Here is a 22,552-nt window from a genome sequence, read left to right on the forward strand (position 1 = left end):
TTATTGGATCTTATTATTTATTAACCATGGATTAAATCATTAACAATACTGCGCACGCCCTCTTCACCCCACTCTATAGGGTGTTGCTTTAGCGGCCTAAATTTAAAACGCATCACATTATCAACCAGCTCATCGGCCAAACCTAACAACTGCTCATCAGCCAGCATGGCACTTAAGGGCTTGTTGAATCCCGCAAGGTTAATTAACGATTCTAGGTTTTTATTAAAGCTTGCAGCACTGGCTTGAGCACTGGCAAACACCTCGCTATCAAGACGAGCCAACACAGCACTGGCATGTTTTTCACTATGACGCATAACCGGCATAGTGGTAACCGCCACGGCTATCGCATGCGGCATTTTTGTTAAGGCCCCCAAGGGTTCGGCAATCGCGTGTGTGGTAGTCGTACCGCGATGAGAAATAGCCATGCCAGCCAAGGTGCTGGCATGGGCCATGTGTTGACGCAGATCCTTATCTTTTGGGTTGGCTAATACCGCCGCTAGGTTGTCGGCAATAATTTTCATAGCCTGCACACCAAACAGCTCAGCCATGGGGGCAGGTTTAGAAATATTAATCGTAGCTTCTAAGGCATGGGCAAAGGCATCTATGGCGGTACTGGCTGTTAATGCCTGCGGCATATTAGTCAGTAATGATGCATCAACAATCGCCAGTTTTGGAAAGATGGCCGGCTCTTGTATGGTGCCTTTTTGTTTCGTTTCGTTATTAGCTAATACCGCATAAGGTGTTACCTCTGAACCTGTACCAGAGGTAGTCGGAATAGTAATAACCGGCAAAGGCTGATTAGTAAGCGCTAATGGCGGGCGATTAGATAAATTAGCATACAGCCATATGGGCTCATCATGACTTAGCGCTATAGATAGAGCCTTAGCCAAATCCATAGCACTACCGCCACCAAAACCAACAATAAGATCAAAGCTAGCCTGCTGTTTCAGCTCCGCACTTAACTGATCAATATATTGGCAACTAGGCTCGGCTGGCTCGTGCTCTATTACCGTAAGCTTTGACCGGCTTTGCGTTAAGTTATCTATTATGGGCCTAGCCAAAGCAATAATATCTTTTGGACAGATAAACAGTATGCGATCACCATAAACCGACGCATGCTCTGCGAGTTTATCTATCTCATTAACACCAAATACGATTTGCGTGGGTAAATTAAAACTATAGGACATAAGACACTGCTATTAATAATTAAAAATAAAGGCCGCCATTCACATTAATGACTTGGCCGGTAATATATGAAGAACGGTCGGAAGCTAAATAAACGGCAGTATCTGCCACTTCGCTAGCGCTGCCCAAGCGTTTCATCAACACACTTGCTGCGGCAGCTTGTACTGCAGGACTATTCATTGCCCCTACCGCCATGTCTGAATGAATAAACCCGGCGGCCAAGGTATTAGAGCGCACATTTTTTTCCGCTAAAAACCGGGCAATAACTTGGCTTAAGGATATTAAGCCCGCCTTACTGGCTGCATAATGCGCCGTTCTCGGCCCGCCGTACTGGCCAGACACAGAACCTATATGGATAACACTGGCACTAGCGGCGGCCGTTAATAAGGACAGGGCTTCCTGCGACACCACAAACGGGCCTTTTAAATTAACGGCCATGATGTGATCCCAATCTTCATCGGTGATTTGATCAAAGTCGGTAGGCTTATTAATGCCGGCATTATTCACTAAAACATCTAAGCGGCCATGCTCACTATTAATCATCTGCATTAATGTTTTTATTTCAGCTCGCTTACTCACATCAGCCTGTACCACTCGCGACAAGGGCAGGCCCAGCTCTGATGCCGCCGCCTGGGCTGCCTTAGTATCAGTTGCGTAGCTCAACCAAAGTTCTGCGCCCTGCTGTATAAACGCTGTTGCAATAGCCTTGCCTATACCTTTAGTGCCGCCAGTAATCAATGCCACCTTGCCGTTTAATTCGCCATTAACTGACATCAGCCACCTCTTTATTAAGCAATGGTTTATTAACCAATGATTTTGCTGCCCGCGCCACAGATGCGGCATCGATACCATACATTGCGGGTAATTCATCGTGCTCACCCGACTTACCGAAACTATCTTGCACCCCCACTATCCGCATAGGCACGGGGCAGTGTTGAACCAAGTACTCCGCCACCGCGCTACCCATACCGCCATGCACGTTATGATCTTCAGCGGTAACTATGCAGCCGGTCTCGCGTGCAGCAGCCAATAACTCCTCACCATCTAAGGGCTTAATGGTTGATAAATTTACCACTCGCGCCTCTATACCCTGTTGCGATAAATCAGCTGCAGCTTCTAACGCTCTCGCTACCATTACCCCTGTTGCAATAATGGTGACATCGCTACCTTCTTTTAAGCGAGTGGCTTTACCAATTTTAAACGGCTGTTCAGCAGGCGTTATCACGGGCGCAGGACTTCTACCTATACGCATGTAGACTGGGCCTTGGTGCGCTAAAATAGCGGAAAATGCCTGCATAAATTCATTAGCACAGGAAGGGCTAATAACGACAACACCGGGGATGGCCCGCATGGTGGCAAAATCTTCTAACATCTGTGCGGTGGCACCATCGGGCCCCACATCTAAACCTACATGTGAGCAGCACAGTTTTACGTTACGCCCGGGATAGGCAATAGCCGTTCTAAATTGCTCATGGGCACGCATGCAACCAAATGCAGCAAAGGTAGACACTACAGGGATAATACCGGTATCGGCCATGCCCCCTGCTGCGGCCATCATGTTTTGCTCTGCTATACCAAACTGCTTTACTCTGTCAGGGTACTGCTGCACCAAAGGTTTGGCACCCGTCCCCCCCGCCACATCAGCATCCAACAATAACCAATCGTCTCTGCGTTCAGCCTCATAACATAAAACCCGGCCAAAACCATCGCGCAATGAAACTTCACTGCCTAGCTCAAAGTATTCTAATTCAGACATATTATTCTCCTAAGGCCGCTAGCGAATCAGCTAATTCTGCATCGGTCATCGTGACACTACCGTGCCAACGCAACACGCCTTCCATAAACGAAATGCCTTTGCCTTTTACCGTATCAGCCACAATAAAGGTGGGCTTATTTTTAATTGTTTTTGCCTCACTCAGGGCACTGCGTATCGCCTCAACATCGTGGCCATTAATTTCGATAACATGCCAGCCAAATGCAGCGACTTTGTCAGCCACATTACCTAAATCCATTTGCACTTTAACGCTTTCATCGCCCTGTAATTTATTGGAGTCATAAATAGCAACCATATTATCCAAGGCATGATGAGGCGCTGCCATAATAGCCTCCCAAGTATTGCCCTCCTGCATATCACCATCGCCTACGATAACGTAACTCCTAAACGTTTTTTGCAGATGCTTGGCGGCCATGGCCATACCCAAAGTTTGACTTAAGCCCATACCTAAGGAGCCTGAAGGTGCATCTATGCCCGGTATACGCACATCGGGGTGCCCCTCCATGCGACTATTTAACTTACGTAATTGCAGGGCTTCTTGCTCGGGGAAATAACCTTTAATAGCCAGCGCCGCATATAAAGCGGGGCAAGCATGACCCTTGGACAAAACAAAACGATCTCTATCCGCCCAGTTCGGCCGGGTAGGGTCTATATTCATTTCATCAAAATATAAAACAGCCAATATATCGGCTATAGAAAGTGAGCCGCCGGGATGCCCCGAGCGCGCCTCATACACTGCAGTAACAGCTAAGCGCCTGATATCTTGCGCTATAGATATTAATGACATACACATGCCCTTAGTTAATTAATAATTTATGTTCTATGTGTTTATCGTTTACGACAAACCATCATCATATTACCGCCCGCGGGGCTATTAGCAATAATGACCCGGCCCTGCTTTAGGCCTATCACTTCTTCCACCTCAAAATACGGCTGGCATAAGCCTTGCAACTCTTGGCGGGTATACTCTTTTAAGTGCACGGCATTAACCGGTATATGCCCTAAGGAATTTTGCGGCGTTGATAAAATAAACACTCCACCGCTTTTTAACACCCGTGAAATTTCTGACAAATAGGCTGCATCATCAACGTGCTCTATGGTTTCCATACTGACCACAGCATCAAAACTCGCATCGCCGAATTGCATAGCAGTAACGTCCGTCACACAAAAGCTGACTTGCGCATACTCTTTTGACTGCTGTTTGGCCTCGGCAATTACTTCCGACTCTATGTCGCCACCGGTTACCGATCTTTTATCACTGGCCATCATACGACTGCCATAACCGCCACCGCAGGCTATATCCAAAACCTGCCCTGCTTGCGGTAAATACTGCAAAGCCAGTTCGTAATGAAAACTCAGTTGATCACCCGCGCTAATTTTTTTATCACTGACTTCCATACGTGGTTCTATATAAACCGTTTCAGCCTGTTTTCTAACCTGGGTTAAAAAACCATCAGACAACACCGGCGGCTGATAAAAAGCGCAGCGATAGCTTACCGTATCGGCAAATAAAGCATATTTAGGGTGCACATGAAAAACAGCATCAATATCACCTGCCAATAACTGACGTAAAGCGCCTATGCGATACACGTCGGCGGAAAATTGCACGGGGTAATCGTCGGGAAATTTTATGCAATCTAGTTGTTCCAATTTTGCCTGTTCAAGCATAGCGACAACCGCGCCCACCAATACGGGGAAATGCAAACCATCTACCCTAATAATATAATCGCTATCCGCTAACGACGCTGTTGCATCAACAATGCGTTTTAATGGGCTAGCTGCATCGCCTTTAAAAACATGGCAACGCGTTGCTAAACGACTATCTATTAACGCGCAAAAATCCACACCCTTATCAAATTCTGGTGCAGCTATAGTGACAGATACCGCTGGTGAATGATTAAGAAATTTTTCTATGGTGGTTTTAACCACAGGCTGGCCATTTAAATGATTCATACATAAATCTGCACCGCCATGCCAGGAGGTAGAGCTGGCTTGCACAATTACATTAATATCGGTCATTAGCTTTCTCTTTATTTATTATCAGGCTTTTGCGCATAGACTATAGCAAGACGGCCATAGCCCGCCGCCGCCATAGCTTCGTAAAAACGCTCTAAAGCTTGATCTTGGCCATAACCATGCAGCTGCAAATCAAAGTTTTTACGCCAATTGTGCAACTGCTTGCCTAGCACGGGATTTTGAGTGTAGTCCTGGCCCATTAACAAAAACATTTCCATGGGGAAATTGGTAGAACGAGACACTAAATTTAAGCCGCTACGCTGTAATAGCAACTCTAGGCTATCGAAGGAAAAATAATTAAGATGATGGTCAGGAACTACCCACCACTCTGACTGCGCATGGCTATTAACCAAGGCCTGTTGAAAATCGTTAAAGTCATTAGGTACCGAAACCGTTAACAGGCCGCCGGGCTTGAGACACTTAACTGCAGCAGCCAACACTTCAGCCGGGTTGGGTATATGCTCTAGCACCTCACTCATGTGCACCATATCAAAAACACCCAGTTCGGCTAACATGGCTTCTGAAAAAAAGCCTTGGCGTATATCCAGGCCTTTTTCTACACCAAATTCTACCGCTACCGGTGAAGGCTCCACCCCAACCGCCTCCCAACCGCGCGCTACCGCCGCATCAAGAAAGCTTCCCGGGCCACAGCCTATGTCTAATACTCGTGGTGTCATCCCTGCGAGCAAAAAACCTGCAACTTTATCCAACCTAGTGCTAAAACTGAGCTGCAACCACTGCTGATCATCTTGCGAAGCTTGTAAATAATCAGGCCGCTCTTGCTGATAAAATTGCTGTTCATAAAATTGCTGTAAATGCAGGGTATCGGGTAAGGGTATTAAATGTTTATAGCCACAACTTTCACAGGCAATAACACTCTGTTCGCCCCGCTGCCACGACACTTGACCACTATGTTTACAACCTGATGGCGATGTCCAGTGCTGGTTTATTGCTAGCTGTTCGATAGTCATAAACCACTCGTATTCCAATTTTTTCTTTTTGCTAGTAATGGCCGCAAACCATCTCGCGGGTCAGCACGCCAATCCCTATCAGGCAATTCAGAGGCCGCTACTGTTTTTATGCCGTTGCCATCCATAGGCGGTGCCGGCTGATAAACGCTGGTGACTGCACTAATTTGCTCGGGCAACCAACAATGGCCGGCTTGGTATTCCTCACCTTGGCCATCTAAATCTATATGAAACTCTATAACTTCAGCCCGCCATTGCTGGACAGCTCTATGTAACACCGCTGGCTGACGGCTGTGATCTGACCATCCCACCGCGCAGTGATAACGCTGCCTTAATGTTTCTATAACCGCTAAATTGCACTCGTCAATCGGCGTAGGGTAAGCCGACACACAATGCAACAGGGTTAACTGCTGGCAACCTGCCTGCTGCAACACGGCTACGGCATGGTCAATTTCTTCTATGGTGGCCATACCCACAGATAAAATCACGGGTTTGTTAGTTTTGGCACAGGCTATTAATAAGTCATCCCATAACAATTCATAAGACGCTATTTTATAAAAGTCGACAAAGGGCTCTAATGCTTTAACCGCATCTAAATAAAAAGGCGTACAGGAAAACTGTATTTGCTGCTCGCGACAACGCTGCGCTATAGGCGCTAAATAGCCTAAGGGCAGTTCCCATTCTTTACGGCGCCTATGCTGCTCACTACCGGCCAACACTTCCGGTGAAAACAGCTGATCAATTTTGAATAATTGAAATTTAACCGCAGCGCAGCCCGAGGCCGCTGCCACATCCACAAACTCCAAGCAGCGCGCTAAGTCTTTGTGATGATTGCTGGAAACTTCAGCAATAAATAAGCAACTCATGACGAGTCACACTGCAGGCAAATAGCGACTACCTTCGCCACATCGACGGCATCCAGGTCGGGGAAAAGCGGCAGTGATAGCGACGCTTCAGCATAATGACTGGCATTGGGATAATCATCAGGGCTGAAACCCAAGTTTTGATAATAGGGATGGCCGGGGATGGGAAGATAATGCAGGTTAACACCAAAGCCTGCAGCCCTTAGTGCGTCAAAACAACGATTACGTGTACTGATATCGGTAAACTGCACTATATAAAGATGCCAAGCCGAGGAGCAATCCTCCTGCACCAGCAAAGGCTGAATGGCCGAGTGCTGAAAAGCAGCGTTATACTGTTGCACCAAAGCTTGCTTGCGGCTGATAAAAGTATCTAAACGCTTAAGCTGGGAAACACCCAATGCCGCGTGTATATCACTTAAACGATAATTAAAGCCCAACTGCTGCTGTTCGTAATACCACTCGCCCGGCTTATCTGCCAGGCAATGCTCCGCGTCTTTAACAATCCCGTGAGATGCCAGTAACCGCGCTTTTTCAACCAACTGCCCATTCTGGCTAACTAACATACCGCCTTCGCCGCTGGTAATAGGTTTTACCGGGTGAAAACTAAACACGCTACAAGCACTATATTGGCAGCAGCCGATAGTTTGTTGCTGGTAGGTACCACCCAGCGCATGGCTAGCATCTTCAATAATGGCAATATCTAATGGCCCACATAACGCTGCCAGTGCCTGCATATCGCAACTCTGACCTGCGATGTGCACTACAATCAAAACCTTGGGCAGAGACTTGCCCTGTTGTTGATAGCTGGCGAGTTTCTCCGCCAGCGCAGCTACTGATATCAAGCCAGTACGGCTATCAATATCCACAAAATCGATATCGGCACCGCAGTATAAGGCGCAGTTTGCCGACGCCACAAAACTGGTTGCGGCCACCCAGACAACATCACCCTGCGCCACACCTAAGGCCAAGCAGGCTAGGTGTAATGCCGCGGTAGCATTACACGTGGCAACCGCATGCTCAACGCCGCAGTATTGTGCCACCCCCCGTTCAAACTCGCTTACCATAGGCCCTTGGGTAAGAAAATCAGACTTCAATACATCAACAACCGCACTTATATCCTCGTCAGCCACTTGTTGACGGCTGTATGGCATCATAGGCCAACACCATCGTGCAGTGTTCTAATATCCTCTACGGATAAAAAGTCGGGGTTGGATCCGGAGTCATAGCAGAACCCAGGCTCCGCATAGTTACCCCGCTCACCACAGACGTTTCTGCAGTAATCCACATCACCATCGGAAAACTTTATACTGGGAGTAATAACATAGTGGTCATCAAATTCTATGGTGCGGTAGCTATCGTCCCTAGGCACCATTTTTTCATGCATTTTTTCACCTGGTCTCACTCCTACGATTTCATGCTGTAGCGATGGCGCCACGGCTTCGGCAACATCCGTAATTTTAACCGAGGGGATTTTAGGTACAAAAATCTCACCGCCGTACATGCGCTCAAAGCTCTTGAACACAAAATCAACACCTTGCTGCAGAGTGATCCAAAAGCGTGTCATATTAGCATCTGTAATCGGTAGGGTTTGCTCACCCCCCTTCAGCAAGCCTTTAAAAAAAGGTACTACCGAACCTCTAGAACCCACGACATTTCCATAACGCACTACCGAAAACCGCGGGCAGTCGGCACCGACCATATTGTTGGCAGCCACGAATAACTTATCAGAGCACAATTTAGTGGCGCCGTAGAGGTTTACTGGGTTGGCCGCTTTGTCCGTAGATAGCGCAATGACTTTTTGCACTTTATTAGCAATAGCCGCATCAATCACATTTTCAGCACCATTGATGTTGGTTTTAATGCATTCCATGGGGTTATATTCAGCAGCAGGCACCTGTTTGAGTGCCGCCGCATGAATAATATAGTCGACGCCATTACAAGCCTGCATTAAGCGACTCTTATCCCTCACATCGCCGATAAAATAACGCATGCAAGGCGCATTAAACACCTGCTGCATGTCAAACTGCTTTAGTTCATCGCGGGAGAATATTATGACTTTTCGGGGCTGGTAACGGGATAGCAAAGTCTCGACACACTTTTTGCCAAATGACCCTGTACCTCCCGTGATTAAGATAATCTTTTTATTAAACACCGCCATCCCCAATAGTAATATCACGCCAATTATTTGGCATCATTTATATCAGCAATGCAGAAACTGTGCCAGCGGTATTTATATAGAGGGAAATTCGAGAAAAATTGACTGGGTAATTAAGCAGCAAAACATAAAAAAGCGATCAACTACCCAGCAGATAAAGCACCCACGCATATAACGGGGGTAAAGATACTGACGCTAAACCGCTTCTGCAGCTATTTCATCCCAACCAGATTTAATCGTCTTAATTATAGCCAGCGCCTCATCTAGCTTAGCTTCATCATTTTTCGCATTGGCAGTCATTAGGCATTCCACCACATAACCATAGAGGCTATCTAAGTTAGCAGGAATGTCACTATCTACCTCTAAATTTAAGCTATCACTCAAGCCACCCACTATAGAAATAGCCTTACCTATAGATAAGCCTTTCTGGGCAATATCGCCACGCTGCATGGCACCCTTGGCGACAGCTATACGTTCTACAACACCTTCCATCAACATTTGAATTAGGCGATGAGGTGAGGCCCCACTTATTGCCTCATGTGCATTAATCTGCTGATATTGATTAAGCGCTTTTTGTAAAGACATGTGCAAAACATCCTAAATAATTCACGTAAAACAAAAGGACTAATTCATCCCCACTAACTATAGCGGCTATTACTTTATATTCATTAACTAAAAACGAAAAAAATTATTACCGCACACATTATTTTTTTCAAAATAACGGTAAAGATAGAAAAATATAGTTTTTAATTAAAAAATAACTATATATAAATCAATAGCTTAATTGATTAAATTGCTTTAAAACTATTTTTTCACACAATTTACCTAAAGCCATTTTCACTCCTGCCGTTAACTATTTCGAGCCGGAAACACACCTCAAGCCTTAGAGTAGCCTGAGGACATAAAGTAAATTTATTTTAGGAGTGACCGTCATGTCACAGGTCGTAGCAACAAACCTCGCATCGATTAATGCGCAGCGTAATCTTTCAAAAAGCGGCAGCAGCCTAGCAACATCACTGCAGCGCTTGTCTTCTGGCCTCCGTATTAACAGCGCTAAAGACGATGCCGCAGGTTTACAAATTTCCAACCAGCTAACATCGCAAATCCGCGGCACTACTGTAGCGGCGCGCAACGCTAGCGACGGCATCTCGTATGCACAAATCGCTGAAGGCGCATTAGACGAAATTGGTAACATTTACCAGCGCATGCGTGAACTTGCAGTGCAATCTGCCAACGGCACCAACAGCACCAGCGAAAGAACCGCATTAAACTCCGAATATACTTCACTCAATGCAGAAGTCACTCGCATCGCCGCCCAAACCCGCTTTGGCAACACCACTGTATTTACTGGCACAGCTACAGCACTACAAGTGGGTGACAAAGCAGGCGAGACTATTAGCTTTACTATAGGCACTGTCACCGCCAACGGTGGCGCCATAGCTACTGCCGCTGGCGCCAGCGCAGCCTTAGGCACATTAACAACCTCCATAACAGGTATAGATGCTAAGCGAGGCACCTTAGGCGCCATTCAAAACCGCCTAGAATCGACGATTGCAAACAGCAGAAGCATTATAGAAAATGCCTCCGCTGCACGCTCACGTATTCGTGATGCCGACTTTGCTGTTGAAACCGCCAACTTAACTCGAGCACAGATACTGCAACAGGCAGGAACCGCAATGCTCACCCAGGCCAATCAGATACCTCAAGGGGTGCTTTCACTACTACAATAGTGGCGTAGTCACGTAGAGAGTTGACAACGCATACCTATAAAGCCGAGCTGGCAATCACGCCAGCTCGGCTTTTATCTTTTTACCTCCCTTTATAGCCTTCTATATAGCCTCTCTTTATAGATGCAGATAAAGCTTCCGAAAAGCGCAACTCCCTCTCTTTCTTGAAAAAATAAAAACGATAAAAAACAATAAGTTAAAAGCTTTTATTCACCCTCCAGCAAGAAAAACCCAAATAAAGTCTAAAGCAAGCCTCAATACGGCCGATAAGATATGCGTACGAGAGAGAAAGTTTCACCTTCGGGTGATAAAAGACAAGCATATTAGGAGTGACCATCATGGCACAAGTCGTATCAACCAACCTTGCGTCTCTTAACGCGCAACGTAACCTGAACAAAAGTGGTAACAGCTTAGCAACCTCGTTGCAGCGTCTATCTTCTGGATTGCGTATTAACAGCGCAAAAGATGATGCGGCAGGCCTGCAAATCTCAAACCAATTAACCTCACAAATCCGCGGTATGACTGTTGCTACACGTAATGCCAGTGATGGTATATCGTTTGCGCAGATAGCTGAGGGCGCGTTAGACGAAGTAGGTAATATTTACCAGCGCATGCGTGAGCTAGCGGTACAATCTGCTAACGGCACCAACAGCACCAGCGAAAGAACCGCTCTAAATGCTGAGTACACTGCGCTTAACAGCGAAGTCACTCGTATAGCTGGGCAAACACGCTTTGGTAACACCGATGTATTCACCGCTACAGCAACTGCCTTACAGGTAGGTGATAAAGCAGGCGAAACCATTAGCTTTACCATAGGCACCGTAACTGCCAATGGCGGCACCATCGCTACAGCAGCTGGCGCCAGTGCGGCACTTGGTACATTAACTACGGCAATTACCGCCATAGATACCAAGCGTGGTAACTTAGGTGCGATACAAAACCGTCTAGAATCTACTATCTCTAATGGTCGTAGTATTATAGAAAACGCTTCAGCAGCTCGCTCACGTATACGTGATGCCGACTTTGCCGTAGAAACAGCTAACTTGACACGCGCGCAAATCCTGCAACAAGCTGGTACCTCAGTGCTGTCTCAGGCTAACGCTATACCCCAGGGCGTATTGTCGCTACTACAATAGGGTAAAACCTTCTGGTCTGGTGTAGGATAACACCGGACCCGATAAAAATAAGGTGAGCAGCATTATGACAACCAGTATATCTAATTTGTCAGACAGGCTCTCAGGCAGCATTCAAGTAAGTACTTCCTCGGAGCCTTCTTCACCACCCAACGTGGTAAAAGAGGGCTCTGTTGCCGTTGCAAACGCTAACAGCTCTTCTGTAGCAAAAAATGAAGAGTACAGAGCGGTTAATGGGGTTATCAACCCCCAAGACAAAGCTCAAGTTGAAGAAGTTCTTAAAAAAATGAATTTAGCCGTAGAGCAGATTCAAAAAGGCCTAAACTTCAGTATTGATGAAGATCGTGGTGGATTTATCATTAAAGTTATTGATCAATCTACCGATGAAACTATTAGGCAAATCCCCTCCGAGGAAATGCTCAACATTTATCATCGTCTCAAAGAAGTCAATAGCCTTTTATTTGACGACATCAAAGCTTAGTCGTAGTCACTGGCATATTAAGCGGGTAAAATCGCTACCATGATCTATTTCGCTTAATATCCCAGCTTAACGTTTTATTACTCTTGTGAGGTTAGTCCATGGCTTCTATCAGCGCCTCAGGTGTCGGTTCAGGTATAGATATACTCAGCTTGGTTTCACAACTTGTCGAAGCAGAAAAACTAGGCCCAGAATCATTATTAGACGCAAGAGAAAGTGAGCTAAATAGCCAAATATCCGCGGTAGGCACTTTAAAAAGTGACATCGCCACTTTCCAAGACAGCCTGGCTAAACTTACTGATCCCGATGATTTTGTTATTTACGCCAATAACTCTAGCAACGAAAATACAGCAAGCTTTACCTCTAATAGCTTTGCCAAAGCAGGCAGTTTTGATATTACCGTCATCAAACTGGCCGCAGCACACAAGCTCAGCACTGCCGGTTTTGCCGACTCAGACACCACCGAAGTAGGCACAGGCAATCTAACTCTCGCCAATGCCGACGGTGACAGCTTTGCACTAAGCTTTGCTGGTGGCGGAGATAACACGTTAAACCAAGTGCGCGACGCGATAAATAATGCTGCAGATAACTTTGGCGTTACCGCCACAATTATCAATATAGACGACGGCGTCGGTGGCACCCTAAGTAAATTACAAATCACCGCCAACGACACCGGCACCAGTAATGCGCTAACGCTTACCGCCGACCCCAGTCTTAGCGCCTTAGACTCAGCCAATTTAACCCAAATTAAAGCCGCTGATGACGCTGTTATCCAAATAGATGACCCCAGCAATCAATTTACCAGTGCATCCAATACTATTTCAGGGGCTATTAGCGGCATAGAAATTACCGCCAAAGCCGTTGGCACCACCACCATATCTACGACCCCAGATCAAACGGGTATTGTTGAAAATGTACAGGGTTTTGTTGATGCCTATAACAAACTACAAAGCACATTTAATACGGTAAGCTCTTATAACGACGGTAACCCTGGGCCACTCTTTAGTGACTCCACCATCCGCAGCATAAAATCACAAATTACCAGCATAGTTTCCAATAGCGTAGCCTCATCAACATCCAGCTATAATTCTTTATCGGCCATAGGTATTACCACAAATAATGTCGGCTTATTAGAACTGGACCAGGATGATTTAAAAACGGCTTTAAATGCAAATTTTGCTTCGGTCTCTACTGTATTCACCGCCACAGATGGCATAACTGCTAGATTAGATACCGTACTAGAAGAATATACCAAGTTTGCAGGCTTGCTTGATACCAAACGCGATTCGCTAAATACTCGCCTATCGCTAATTGGCGAGTCTAGGGATAAGTTGGAATACCGCATAGGCAAACTTGAAGCGCGTCTAACCGCTCAGTTTATCGCAATGGATGGTTTGGTTGCCTCTTTGAACTCTACAGGGAGCTTTTTAACCCAGCAACTAGCCAACCTACCGGGCTTCACTAGATCCTCATCATAAGTAATATGAATACACTCAAAAAACTACAAACCATTAACAAACTGGGCGACAATATTTTTAAAGCCTTAGCTGAAGGTGATTCAGAAAAAGCACAAAAAACAGCCGACAAGCGCCTTGCAACCATGCAAAGCCTTCATATAGACGAACTAAGTCAGACAGCTGACAATCAACTAAAAATAGAAATAGAACGATTTGAAAACAACAATCAGAGTTTGATTGATGCCAGCACGGCAATAAAAACCTCTCTGATAGAGCAACTTAAAAAAATCAAAAAAAGCCGTGCCGCCACAAAAACTTACCACGACATCGATAGTGTTTAAACACGATTCACCACCTACTCCATTAAAGAAAATACCCTAACGGCCGATATATTATTTAGCCAACGTATTGATATCTAGATAGCAACGCTACCATCTAGAGAGAGTAGACCCCATGAACAGCAATCCCCCAAAGCAAAGCTCAAAAACAACACAGTTATCAAACAGAAATGTGTTGATAGATAGCGCTGCCCTTAATGCAAAAATAGATAAAAAAGACGAAATATTTTCTTTGAACAGGCATATACAAAACATACAAAGAAATCTGAACTTCATCTACTCTGAAAAACAAAAGTACATAAGTATTGTTGTTTCAGATCGCCACTCAAGATAGAGTTATCTTAATGTCACTATCAGCCAGCAGTAGCAAAAACGCCTCAGTTAGCAGCGACATACACGACAGCTGGAAGGATATAAAAAAGATAGAAGCCCTGCTGCTCGATTCAGCACAAAAACAAGAGTGGAAGGAAACACTAAAAATATACCGATCAAGAAACGAGATTATCAACAAACACTTCCAGACTCACCCCGTCAGCCCTGCAACATCATATTTTTACCGATCTTTATTAAACGACCACCTTAAAACAGACAATGATATAGAAAAATTAAGGAAATATGCCGTAAAAAAAAGCTTAACACTTATACACTCATCACTATAAAAAATTAAATAACGATAAAGAGTTAACTCGACTAAAAGTTTTCTGCGCCGCCTCTAGAACAAACGTTTCTTGACTCAAGCGACTAATAGCTTCCGCATAATCTAGATCTCTTATTTCGGACAATAACCCCTCATTCAAAATCCCTATACCTTCATGCAAGTTACGCACACTTTCAACGGTATTTAAGCGTGCGCCAACCTCCGCCAACACTTGCGCAACACTATCTTCAGAGTTTTTAATATTTATTAATGAATCGCTAACCAACTGATCCAGCGCTATTTTATCGGCGGTAGAATCCGTTAAAGTATTTAACCCCTCAGCCAGCTTAGCCAAGGTGGCAATCATGCTTTGCTTACCTGAAGATTCTATATAAAAATCATCACCTGCAGCCGGAGTGCCTGAAATAGTAATCTCTACGCCATTGAATGTTATGGGCGCCCCTGACGTATACGCCTGCCCCACTAATAGAGGCACACCATTTTCATCATTAACATCAAACGTTGCAGGCCCGGTAAAGGTGATTTCATAATCTAACGGATAACTTGCATCATAAGTAGTTTGATTAACGACCCGCTGAGATGACACTACCGCAGCAGCGCTATTAGTATCCGTAAAGAAGGTATTCTGGGACGAATTTATATTTTCAAAAATACGGTAGCCACTATCGCTAATAGGTACTTTTGTCCCATTAGCCACAGTGATTTGACGCTGCCCTTCGTCACCCTGATAAACATATTCACCCGCAGAGTCCTGCACAAAGGGAATAGTCCCCCCCTGAAAGCCAGAAAAAATATATTCTCCGTTAGCATCCTGACTGTTGGCGATAGAAACCAATTCTTCCATACGCGTTTTTATTTCGGCCGCGAGTGCCTGACGCTGCGGAAAGGCATTGGTGCCATTAGCCGCTTGTAACGTTAGCTCTTTCACCCTTACCAATAAATCATTAACACTAGATAGCCGCACTTCTTCTATCTCTAAGCGACTTTCAGCGAAATTAATGTTCTTTTTAAACTGCTCTAACTGCGATTGCTCTTGATCCAGCTGTATCATCCTGGCTGCACCTACGGGGTCATCAGCGGGCGTAGAAATACGCTTACCAGTAGATATCTGATTTTGGGTATTAAAGCTCTGTTCCTGTATGCGTAGCATACTGTTTAAGCTTTGGGTAAAACCTTGTAAAAATGAAAGCCTCATAATATGACTCCTCGGCTATCGAAAGGCGGCTAGCAGCGTATCAAATATTTGCTGCGCTACAGTAATTATACGTGCCGATGCATTGTAAGCTTGTTCAAACTTAATTAAGTTGGCAGCCTCTTCATCGAGGTTAACGCCAGAAACACCATCGCGACTTTTTTGCGACTGCATTAACAGCGACTCGGAGGCATCACGGCTAATTCTCAGCTGCGCTGTTTTTGCGCCCAGCTCTTCTAACAAACGGCCGTAGGCATCTTCAAAATTCAAGGTGCCGTTATCTAAACCACTGGCTAAGCGCAAGCCACCTAAGGCAACGCCATTTCTATTATCGGACACGCCGTTAACATTATAGTCTACGGTAAACTCATCACCCAGTGCTGGCGCACCCTTTAACTCGACACTATAAGCAGCATTTGGCGAGGTATAAGTATTAACCGTATTGGGCACAAAGGCATTACCACTGCTAATAACCGCTTTGCTAGCGCTATTAATGACGTTATAGCTAGTGGCTGAGGTGAACACAAAAGTCACTGGCGTGGTAATATCAGCCATAGCTGCACCGGTTACCGACAATACCGTACCACCTGATATTAGCCCTGTACCGGTATTACCTAAACTAGCACCCGTCACTATCGGTGAGGCATAGGCAAACTCTTGCGGCCTAGTAATTTCTAAAGCGATATCCTGCGCGGCTGTTTTGGTTGGGTTTAAATAATATTTATCACCGGCATTAGGGCTAGTGGCGATAGCAAGATCAAAACCATCAACATTAATGGTAGCGGGAAAGGCGCCTATAACACCCGAACTCACTACCGCCTTATCAGACTCGCGCACTATTTGATAGGTAGAACCGGTACCACTGAAATCAATAAAATAATCGCTGGTAGTCAATTGATTGATATCACTAATAGACAGCGCTAATGCCGCTGACCCAGTATTTGCGGTATCTGCAATAACACGGCTTTGAGTTAGCGCGCTGGTATTAATATCGGTAAATATATCTGCGCCAAAATTACCTTCTAAATCTATACCTAATTTATTCTGCTGATTCATCGAATCGGCAATGCCTAAGGAAATACGCCCCAGCGAGTTATAAATACCCGGCAATGTATCTTTTTGATAGCTGACCAAGCCTCCCAATTTACCACCATTGATTAAACTGGTGATTTGCTGGGTTCCGCCTAGACCACTGATATTGATTTCTAACTGACCGGGGTTTTTAGTGCTATTGCTAGTCACTAATTCATTGTAATTACCGCCCAACACCAATGCTTGACCGCTACCCACAAATACGGAAACAGCACCATTATCTTCGGTTGCCGTTCGCACAGTTACCAGCTCTGACAATTGCGTAATTAAACGATCGCGCTCATCTAACAATTGATTAGGCTGTCCCTTACCTCTGGCCATTTCTTCCGTTATTGAGACGTTTAAATTCGCGATACCTTCGGATAAAGAACTTACTTGGGAGCTAAAGGCTTTAACCTGCTGATTAATACTATCTTGTTGGCGCTGTAATCGCTGATATAAGGTATTAAAACGCTCTACTAGACCCTCCATATCACTTAACACCAATTGCCTAGATGGCATGGAGGTGGGATCTTGTGCGCCGGCCTCTATATCAGAGAACACACTATCTAAGGCAGGACTTAAGCCACTAAAGCCATCCGCCAATAAAGTATCCATTTCTTCTATGCTACTAACATAGGCAGATAAATTATTAAAAGCGGCGGTATCCGACTGTAATTGGGAAATTAAAAAACCTTCCACAATTCTCGAGATGTCGGTAACACCAGCACCAGAGCCAATAAACCCCACACCCTCAAAAAACTCTGGTCGTGTTGATATTTCTGCGCGTTGACGGCTGTAGCCTTCCACATCGGCGTTGGCAATATTATTACCCGTAACCTGTAAGGCTGTTTGGTTAGTGCTTAAGCCACTAACGCCTATGCTTAATAACGACATGACTATTTAACCTCTACACTAGCAATAGCGTTTTTCATTACATCACTATTCGCTATACGGATAATTTTTTCAGCATACTGGGGGTCGGTAGCATAACCGGCCTTTGCCAATTCTTGTATATACTGCCCACCATCTTCAGCTTCTAGCGCTTTGTCATAGCGGCCGCGCCCCATAATAAAATTGACATAGTCATCAAAGCTTTGCTGGATGTTGTCATAGGATCTGAAATTAGCTTGCTGCTGTACCGGTATGTTATTGCGAAACTCTAACGTGGAAACGCTTACCGCTTCCCCCTGCCAGTCTGCACTCGCTTTAATATTAAACAAATTAAACGAGCTTGTGCCTTGACTGTCTTGGGTGATCTTTTTACCCCAACCTGTTTCCAAGGCCGCCTGCGCCAATAAATCTTTAGGTTCTATTGCCAGTTTTTCTGCGGCTGTTTTTGCCATAGCATAGAGTTTGCTGACAAAATCAACAGCACTGCCATCAAAGTCCAATACTGATTTTTCACTGACTTTTGCACTGGCCACCACAGCAGGCTCTACAACTGTAGTGTTTTGCGAGAGACGAACTGGGGCCACGGATATTGCCTTCTCTGGCCTAGTAAAGAGTTTGGGTTCAGTGGCTGTTGCCGCTGCCTGCTCAGTGCCAAAACGCTGTTGTAATTGTTTGACCATGATATCGCCTATACCCATACCGCCGCCCTTGCTTAAGGAAACCGCGAGTTGGTCGTCGTACATCTGCTGGTACATAGCGGTGCTGGCGCTGGATAACATATTACCCTCGGCAAAGACTTCATTGGCATCACGCATGCTTTTCATCATCATGCGTACCAACATAGACTCAAATTGTTTAGCAACCTCTTCTAACGCGGCGTTTTTATCCGTACGGCCCAAGCTGCGTATATTATTAAGACTATTGAGGTCGGTATAAGCGTCGCTACTGGCACTGCGTTGTAAAACCGAAGACTGCATTATGACTGCCTCTTAAATTACAATTAAATCAGCTTCTAGGGCGCCTGCTTGTTTTAGCGCCTCTAAGATAGCCATTAAATCACCGGGGGCGGCACCTACCTCATTAACCGCACGTACAATCTCATCCAAAGTAGTTGAGCCTCTCAGCTCAAACATTTTGTTGTTTTCCTGAGTTACCGTAACTTCTTCAGTTTCAGGCACCACTACGGTTTGCCCCTCACCAAACGCGTTAGGCTGGCTAACCTCATTACTTTCTGTAACGGTTACCGTTAAGCTACCGTGAGTCACAGCACTGGCAGCCACTGTCACGTGCTTGCCTACCACTATGGTGCCGGTGCGAGAGTTAATAACGACTCTAGCAGGCGCCTCACCCGGGTTAACAGTAATATTCTCCAGTAATGACATATAGGATACTCGTTGATCCATATCCATAGGCGCAGTCACACGCACCGAGGAGGCGTCCATTGCTCGGGCAATATCGGGGCCTAACATCTCGTTAATATTTTCAGCTATGCGGCGCGCAGTGGTAAAATCAGCACGGTTCAAATTAAAAATCAAATGGTCACTACTGGTAAAGGCATTGCTCACTGCTCGCTCTACAATAGCGCCATTTGGAATACGGCCGGAACTGGGGATATTGATAGTCACTTTTGAACCGTCCCTGCCTTCCGTACCAAAACCACCTACCACTAACTCGCCTTGCGCTATGGCATAAATATTGCCATCGACACCTTTTAGCGGTGCCATCAACAAACTACCCCCCCGCAAACTTTTTGAATTAGCTATAGAAGCTACTGTTATATCCATTTTTTGACCTGGCTTAGCAAAGGCTGGCAGATTGCCATGTATGGTTACTGCCGCCACATTTTTCAGCTGAAAATTACTACCCTCAGGAATGGCGACGCCTAATTTATTCAACATAGATCTGAACGACTGCGCAGTAAATGGCGCCTGTGTCGTTTTATCACCAGTGCCATCCAAACCTACCACCAAGCCATACCCTATCAAGGGATTATCCCTAACGCCGGCTAGTGTGGTGATATCTTTTATACGCTCTGCATAAGCATTAGTCACCGTTAAAAGTACGATTAACACGGTACTGATTAGCATTTTTTTGTCGTTCATCATTGTTCTCATTAGAGAATTCTCGGCAAATAAAGCCATTTAAAAAGGCCACCATTTAGAATTGAAGAAGCGGTTACCCCAGCCCTGCTTACTGGCATCAGCAAAATCGCCAGTGCCACTATAGGTAATGCGGGCATCGGCTAATTTGGTAGATGACACGGTATTATTAGGGCTTATATCTTCTTGCCGTACCAAGCCCTTAACCCGTATAAATTCCTCACCATTGGTCAAGGTCATCCATTTTTCACCGCGCACGGCCAACAAACCATTGGGTAAAACATCCGACACAGTGACGGTAATACTGCCTTGTAAACGATTACTTTGATCGCTTTCAGCATCACCTTTAAATTCTCTATCTTGAGTGACGCCAGCTGACAAAATCTCGTCACCGTTATAGGTGATATTGCGGCCAAATAAAGTGCCAGCATTAAACGCCATATCACTTTCTTTTTTAATTTCAGTTTCACTTTTTTTAGAAGAAGAGGTGCGCTCATCCAATAATATAGTCAACACATCACCTACTCTGGCAGCACGCTTATCACTAAACAACGAGCCTCTATAACCTGCTTGATAAAGGCTGCCACTGCTAGTAACGACGTGCGCATGTTGGTTGTTTCCCAGCACTGGCGCATACGCCGGATCATTGGGCTGAGGGTCCGCCGCTATACAGGCTGTTAGGCTTAATGCCAACAAACTATAAACAGCCACCTTAGTACCTACACCATAACTCAACATGTTTAACACCTTATTTACTAACGCTGCTATAAGTTTTGCGAAACAAACTGCAACATTTGATCGGCCGTAGAAATCACTTTTGAGTTCATTTCATAAGTACGCTGCGTGGTTATCATATTAACCAGCTCTTCCACGGTATCGACATTAGAATTTTCTAAAGCGCCTTGCTCGATACTACCTATTCCGTCTTCACCAGGGGTTCCGGCTGTAGGTGCACCACTAGCGCTGGTTTCCAAATACAAATTGGTACCTATAGCCTGCAAGCCCGCTGGGTTAATAAAGTTAGTCACGGTTAGCGTACCCAAACCTTGCACACCGGTCTGACCAAATACGGTAGCTTCAACAATGCCATCACTGCCTACCGTGACACTCTGCGCATTATCGGGGATAGTAATGCCCGGCTGTAAGGGATAGCCGCGTGCATTAACAATGTCGCCATTGGCATTAACTTGAAATTGACCATTACGGGTATAACCAGGGCTACCATCAGGTAACAGCACCTCAAAAAAACCGCGGCCGACTATAGCCAAGTCCAAAGGCTGTTCAGTAATTTCTACACTGCCGCTGGTAAATTCTTTGGTAGTACCTATAACGCGGACACCGGTACCAATTTGCACACCGGATGGCAGCTGCGTGCTTTCGGATGATTGCGCACCGGGCTGGCGCCTAATTTGGTATAACAAATCCTCAAATACCACAGAGTCGCGTTTGAAGCCCACTGTCGCCGCGTTAGCTAAATTATTTGAAATTGCTGACAAGCGTGTATCTTGCGCACTTAACCCGGTTTTACTAATCCATAATGCCTGAATCATACTGCACCTCTATAACGGTTTAACGCCTAACTATTTTTTGTAGGCATTACCATGAAACATTAATAATTAACTGCTCTTTAATAAACTGGTGGCCGCCTGGCTATTTTCATCCACGGTTTTCATCAGCTTAATATTAATTTCGTATTGTCTGGCCATGGCCATAATTTGCGTCAACTCGTCGACGGTATCGACATTACTACCTTCCAAAAACCCGGACTGTACTCTCACTCTGGGATCGGGTTGCTCTTCTTGACCGTCCTTGCGGCTGACTAAACCATCCAGCCCTTTTTGTAAATCTTCATAATTTGGGCGTACCAACTTAATTCTATCGACTATCGCTAGCACCCCTGCCGCCTGCCCTTCCGGCTGTATGGTAATGGTGCCGTCGGCACCTAAGGTAAGCTTGTCAAAAGGCGGTATGGAGATAGGGCCGCCGTCACCCATTACCGGCAAATTATTGCCGGTAAGCAATTGTCCGGTAGGGCTTAACCGCAACGAACCGCCACGAGTAAACGCCTCACGGCCATCTTGTGCCTGCACGGCTAACCAACCATCGGTGTCTACAGCCACATCTAAATCCCTGCCGGTGTCTATTAAGGCACCGTGGTTAAAATTGGTACCAGGGCTTTCTGTCATGGCATAGGCCCGAGTACTGTGGCCATCACCGTAGTACACGCCCATAGAGCGGGCCTGAGCAAAATCAGCTTGGAAACCCGTGGTATTGGCGTTGAGGCTGTAGAAAAACTTAATATTCTCGGTGTTTTTTGATAAAATACGGCATCTACACGGAGAGTCTACATGCCAAATTTCAAATCCTACGATTACAACCAAACAGCCATGGTTGTTATTAACTTCGAAGAGCAGCTTCAGCCCAATACCTTCGAATATACACTTCATCATCTCATCAGCAACCGCCTTGATTTATCTGCCTTCAACGACAAATATAAAAACGATAAAGGCGGCCGATCAGCCTACGACCCAGCGGTACTGTTAA

The 22,552-nt window shown here is 45.5% G+C and carries 25 protein-coding genes; 8 read left to right on the forward strand and 17 right to left on the reverse strand.

Going from position 1 to position 22,552, the window contains the following annotated elements:
- Positions 1-20: 20 nt before the first annotated feature.
- The 10 genes from B067_RS0115080 to fliS all read right to left on the reverse strand — a co-directional run bounded on the left by B067_RS0115080 (position 21) and on the right by fliS (position 9,546).
- Complete coding sequence (locus tag B067_RS0115080; protein ID WP_019530924.1) at positions 21-1,187, reverse strand: iron-containing alcohol dehydrogenase; 1,167 nt, start codon at positions 1,185-1,187, stop codon at positions 21-23.
- 19 nt (positions 1,188-1,206) lie between these two features.
- On the reverse strand, positions 1,207-1,959 hold the full coding sequence (locus B067_RS0115085) for an SDR family NAD(P)-dependent oxidoreductase (RefSeq protein WP_019530925.1): 753 nt from the start codon (positions 1,957-1,959) through the stop codon (positions 1,207-1,209).
- On the reverse strand, positions 1,949-2,941 hold the full coding sequence (locus tag B067_RS0115090) for a transketolase family protein (protein WP_019530926.1): 993 nt from the start codon (positions 2,939-2,941) through the stop codon (positions 1,949-1,951). Before B067_RS0115090 ends, B067_RS0115085 begins: the two co-directional genes overlap by 11 nt.
- Position 2,942: 1 nt before the next feature.
- Positions 2,943-3,746 (reverse strand): transketolase, encoded by an 804-nt coding sequence (locus B067_RS0115095; RefSeq protein ID WP_019530927.1) that lies wholly within the window; start codon positions 3,744-3,746, stop codon positions 2,943-2,945.
- A 41-nt stretch (positions 3,747-3,787) separates the two neighbouring features.
- Positions 3,788-4,978, reverse strand: a complete 1,191-nt coding sequence (locus tag B067_RS0115100) for a methyltransferase domain-containing protein (protein ID WP_019530928.1) — start codon at positions 4,976-4,978, stop codon at positions 3,788-3,790.
- Between the two features lie 11 nt (positions 4,979-4,989).
- The gene (locus B067_RS0115105) at positions 4,990-5,946 is read right to left on the reverse strand and encodes a class I SAM-dependent methyltransferase (RefSeq protein WP_019530929.1); all 957 of its coding nucleotides are present in this window, start codon (positions 5,944-5,946) and stop codon (positions 4,990-4,992) included.
- The gene (locus tag B067_RS0115110; protein WP_019530930.1) at positions 5,943-6,809 is read right to left on the reverse strand and encodes an N-acetylneuraminate synthase family protein; all 867 of its coding nucleotides are present in this window, start codon (positions 6,807-6,809) and stop codon (positions 5,943-5,945) included. Before B067_RS0115110 ends, B067_RS0115105 begins: the two co-directional genes overlap by 4 nt.
- Positions 6,806-7,960, reverse strand: a complete 1,155-nt coding sequence (gene pseC / locus B067_RS0115115) for a UDP-4-amino-4,6-dideoxy-N-acetyl-beta-L-altrosamine transaminase (protein WP_019530931.1) — start codon at positions 7,958-7,960, stop codon at positions 6,806-6,808. The genes B067_RS0115110 and pseC overlap by 4 nt, the downstream gene beginning before the upstream one ends.
- Positions 7,957-8,964: a UDP-N-acetylglucosamine 4,6-dehydratase (inverting) gene (pseB, locus tag B067_RS0115120; RefSeq protein ID WP_019530932.1), complete on the reverse strand. Its 1,008-nt coding sequence runs from the start codon at positions 8,962-8,964 to the stop codon at positions 7,957-7,959. The genes pseC and pseB overlap by 4 nt, the downstream gene beginning before the upstream one ends.
- 192 nt (positions 8,965-9,156) lie before the next feature.
- On the reverse strand, positions 9,157-9,546 hold the full coding sequence (gene fliS / locus B067_RS0115125; RefSeq protein WP_019530933.1) for a flagellar export chaperone FliS: 390 nt from the start codon (positions 9,544-9,546) through the stop codon (positions 9,157-9,159).
- A gap of 347 nt (positions 9,547-9,893) precedes the next feature.
- Here fliS and B067_RS0115130 point away from each other — a divergent pair, with 347 nt between their 5' ends.
- From B067_RS0115130 to B067_RS0115165, 7 genes are all read left to right on the forward strand, one after another.
- On the forward strand, positions 9,894-10,691 hold the full coding sequence (locus B067_RS0115130) for a flagellin N-terminal helical domain-containing protein (protein WP_019530934.1): 798 nt from the start codon (positions 9,894-9,896) through the stop codon (positions 10,689-10,691).
- Positions 10,692-11,026: 335 nt separating this feature from the next.
- Positions 11,027-11,824, forward strand: coding sequence for a flagellin N-terminal helical domain-containing protein (locus B067_RS0115135; protein ID WP_019530935.1), 798 nt, complete (start codon positions 11,027-11,029; stop codon positions 11,822-11,824).
- A 64-nt stretch (positions 11,825-11,888) separates the two neighbouring features.
- Positions 11,889-12,302: a flagellar protein FlaG gene (locus B067_RS20650; protein ID WP_083921440.1), complete on the forward strand. Its 414-nt coding sequence runs from the start codon at positions 11,889-11,891 to the stop codon at positions 12,300-12,302.
- Between the two features lie 98 nt (positions 12,303-12,400).
- Positions 12,401-13,777 (forward strand): flagellar filament capping protein FliD, encoded by a 1,377-nt coding sequence (gene fliD, locus B067_RS0115150; RefSeq protein WP_019530938.1) that lies wholly within the window; start codon positions 12,401-12,403, stop codon positions 13,775-13,777.
- A 5-nt stretch (positions 13,778-13,782) separates the two neighbouring features.
- The gene (locus B067_RS0115155) at positions 13,783-14,097 is read left to right on the forward strand and encodes a hypothetical protein (RefSeq protein ID WP_019530939.1); all 315 of its coding nucleotides are present in this window, start codon (positions 13,783-13,785) and stop codon (positions 14,095-14,097) included.
- Between the two features lie 112 nt (positions 14,098-14,209).
- Positions 14,210-14,428, forward strand: coding sequence for a hypothetical protein (locus B067_RS0115160; protein WP_019530940.1), 219 nt, complete (start codon positions 14,210-14,212; stop codon positions 14,426-14,428).
- A gap of 10 nt (positions 14,429-14,438) precedes the next feature.
- Positions 14,439-14,753, forward strand: a complete 315-nt coding sequence (locus B067_RS0115165) for a hypothetical protein (protein WP_019530941.1) — start codon at positions 14,439-14,441, stop codon at positions 14,751-14,753.
- Here B067_RS0115165 and flgL read toward each other — a convergent pair.
- The 7 genes from flgL to B067_RS0115200 form a co-directional block, all read right to left on the reverse strand.
- Positions 14,748-15,947: a flagellar hook-associated protein FlgL gene (gene flgL, locus B067_RS0115170; RefSeq protein WP_019530942.1), complete on the reverse strand. Its 1,200-nt coding sequence runs from the start codon at positions 15,945-15,947 to the stop codon at positions 14,748-14,750. The two genes, B067_RS0115165 and flgL, sit on opposite strands and share 6 nt — an antisense overlap.
- 15 nt (positions 15,948-15,962) lie before the next feature.
- On the reverse strand, positions 15,963-17,912 hold the full coding sequence (flgK, locus tag B067_RS0115175) for a flagellar hook-associated protein FlgK (protein ID WP_019530943.1): 1,950 nt from the start codon (positions 17,910-17,912) through the stop codon (positions 15,963-15,965).
- Positions 17,913-17,914: 2 nt separating this feature from the next.
- Entirely contained in the window at positions 17,915-18,886 is a 972-nt protein-coding gene (gene flgJ / locus B067_RS20655; protein ID WP_019530944.1) for a flagellar assembly peptidoglycan hydrolase FlgJ, read from the reverse strand.
- 12 nt (positions 18,887-18,898) lie between these two features.
- The gene (locus B067_RS0115185; RefSeq protein ID WP_019530945.1) at positions 18,899-20,011 is read right to left on the reverse strand and encodes a flagellar basal body P-ring protein FlgI; all 1,113 of its coding nucleotides are present in this window, start codon (positions 20,009-20,011) and stop codon (positions 18,899-18,901) included.
- Positions 20,012-20,050: 39 nt separating this feature from the next.
- Positions 20,051-20,746: a flagellar basal body L-ring protein FlgH gene (gene flgH, locus B067_RS0115190; protein ID WP_019530946.1), complete on the reverse strand. Its 696-nt coding sequence runs from the start codon at positions 20,744-20,746 to the stop codon at positions 20,051-20,053.
- 26 nt (positions 20,747-20,772) lie between these two features.
- The gene (flgG, locus tag B067_RS0115195; protein WP_019530947.1) at positions 20,773-21,558 is read right to left on the reverse strand and encodes a flagellar basal-body rod protein FlgG; all 786 of its coding nucleotides are present in this window, start codon (positions 21,556-21,558) and stop codon (positions 20,773-20,775) included.
- A 66-nt stretch (positions 21,559-21,624) separates the two neighbouring features.
- Positions 21,625-22,389 carry a flagellar basal body rod protein FlgF gene (locus B067_RS0115200; RefSeq protein WP_205619984.1) on the reverse strand — a complete coding sequence of 255 codons (765 nt, stop codon included), beginning with the start codon at positions 22,387-22,389 and terminating at the stop codon, positions 21,625-21,627.
- Between B067_RS0115200 and B067_RS21690 the strand changes: the two genes are divergently transcribed.
- Positions 22,357-22,552, forward strand: a 196-nt coding sequence (locus tag B067_RS21690; RefSeq protein ID WP_420806529.1) for a transposase, incomplete at its 3' end; no start/stop codon positions are given. The genes B067_RS0115200 and B067_RS21690 overlap by 33 nt on opposite strands.

The organism is Dasania marina DSM 21967 (assembly GCF_000373485.1).
In the GTDB taxonomy this organism is placed as follows: domain Bacteria; phylum Pseudomonadota; class Gammaproteobacteria; order Pseudomonadales; family Dasaniaceae; genus Dasania; species Dasania marina.

What these genes read in the sequence shown, in the direction of transcription:
- B067_RS0115135 (WP_019530935.1), top strand. Translation starts at nt 11,027, where the DNA reads ATGGCACAAGTCGTATCAACCAACCTTGCGTCTCTTAACGCGCAACGT.
- B067_RS0115085 (WP_019530925.1), bottom strand. Translation starts at nt 1,959, where the DNA reads ATGTCAGTTAATGGCGAATTAAACGGCAAGGTGGCATTGATTACTGGC.
- B067_RS20650 (WP_083921440.1), top strand. Translation starts at nt 11,889, where the DNA reads ATGACAACCAGTATATCTAATTTGTCAGACAGGCTCTCAGGCAGCATT.
- B067_RS0115110 (WP_019530930.1), bottom strand. Translation starts at nt 6,809, where the DNA reads ATGAGTTGCTTATTTATTGCTGAAGTTTCCAGCAATCATCACAAAGAC.
- B067_RS0115105 (WP_019530929.1), bottom strand. Translation starts at nt 5,946, where the DNA reads ATGACTATCGAACAGCTAGCAATAAACCAGCACTGGACATCGCCATCA.
- B067_RS0115155 (WP_019530939.1), top strand. Translation starts at nt 13,783, where the DNA reads ATGAATACACTCAAAAAACTACAAACCATTAACAAACTGGGCGACAAT.
- B067_RS0115130 (WP_019530934.1), top strand. Translation starts at nt 9,894, where the DNA reads ATGTCACAGGTCGTAGCAACAAACCTCGCATCGATTAATGCGCAGCGT.
- pseB (WP_019530932.1), bottom strand. Translation starts at nt 8,964, where the DNA reads ATGGCGGTGTTTAATAAAAAGATTATCTTAATCACGGGAGGTACAGGG.
- B067_RS0115185 (WP_019530945.1), bottom strand. Translation starts at nt 20,011, where the DNA reads ATGAACGACAAAAAAATGCTAATCAGTACCGTGTTAATCGTACTTTTA.
- flgK (WP_019530943.1), bottom strand. Translation starts at nt 17,912, where the DNA reads ATGTCGTTATTAAGCATAGGCGTTAGTGGCTTAAGCACTAACCAAACA.
- B067_RS0115165 (WP_019530941.1), top strand. Translation starts at nt 14,439, where the DNA reads ATGTCACTATCAGCCAGCAGTAGCAAAAACGCCTCAGTTAGCAGCGAC.
- fliS (WP_019530933.1), bottom strand. Translation starts at nt 9,546, where the DNA reads ATGTCTTTACAAAAAGCGCTTAATCAATATCAGCAGATTAATGCACAT.
- flgH (WP_019530946.1), bottom strand. Translation starts at nt 20,746, where the DNA reads ATGTTGAGTTATGGTGTAGGTACTAAGGTGGCTGTTTATAGTTTGTTG.
- fliD (WP_019530938.1), top strand. Translation starts at nt 12,401, where the DNA reads ATGGCTTCTATCAGCGCCTCAGGTGTCGGTTCAGGTATAGATATACTC.
- B067_RS0115100 (WP_019530928.1), bottom strand. Translation starts at nt 4,978, where the DNA reads ATGACCGATATTAATGTAATTGTGCAAGCCAGCTCTACCTCCTGGCAT.
- B067_RS0115090 (WP_019530926.1), bottom strand. Translation starts at nt 2,941, where the DNA reads ATGTCTGAATTAGAATACTTTGAGCTAGGCAGTGAAGTTTCATTGCGC.
- B067_RS0115160 (WP_019530940.1), top strand. Translation starts at nt 14,210, where the DNA reads ATGAACAGCAATCCCCCAAAGCAAAGCTCAAAAACAACACAGTTATCA.
- pseC (WP_019530931.1), bottom strand. Translation starts at nt 7,960, where the DNA reads ATGATGCCATACAGCCGTCAACAAGTGGCTGACGAGGATATAAGTGCG.
- B067_RS0115080 (WP_019530924.1), bottom strand. Translation starts at nt 1,187, where the DNA reads ATGTCCTATAGTTTTAATTTACCCACGCAAATCGTATTTGGTGTTAAT.
- flgG (WP_019530947.1), bottom strand. Translation starts at nt 21,558, where the DNA reads ATGATTCAGGCATTATGGATTAGTAAAACCGGGTTAAGTGCGCAAGAT.
- B067_RS0115095 (WP_019530927.1), bottom strand. Translation starts at nt 3,746, where the DNA reads ATGTCATTAATATCTATAGCGCAAGATATCAGGCGCTTAGCTGTTACT.
- flgL (WP_019530942.1), bottom strand. Translation starts at nt 15,947, where the DNA reads ATGAGGCTTTCATTTTTACAAGGTTTTACCCAAAGCTTAAACAGTATG.
- flgJ (WP_019530944.1), bottom strand. Translation starts at nt 18,886, where the DNA reads ATGCAGTCTTCGGTTTTACAACGCAGTGCCAGTAGCGACGCTTATACC.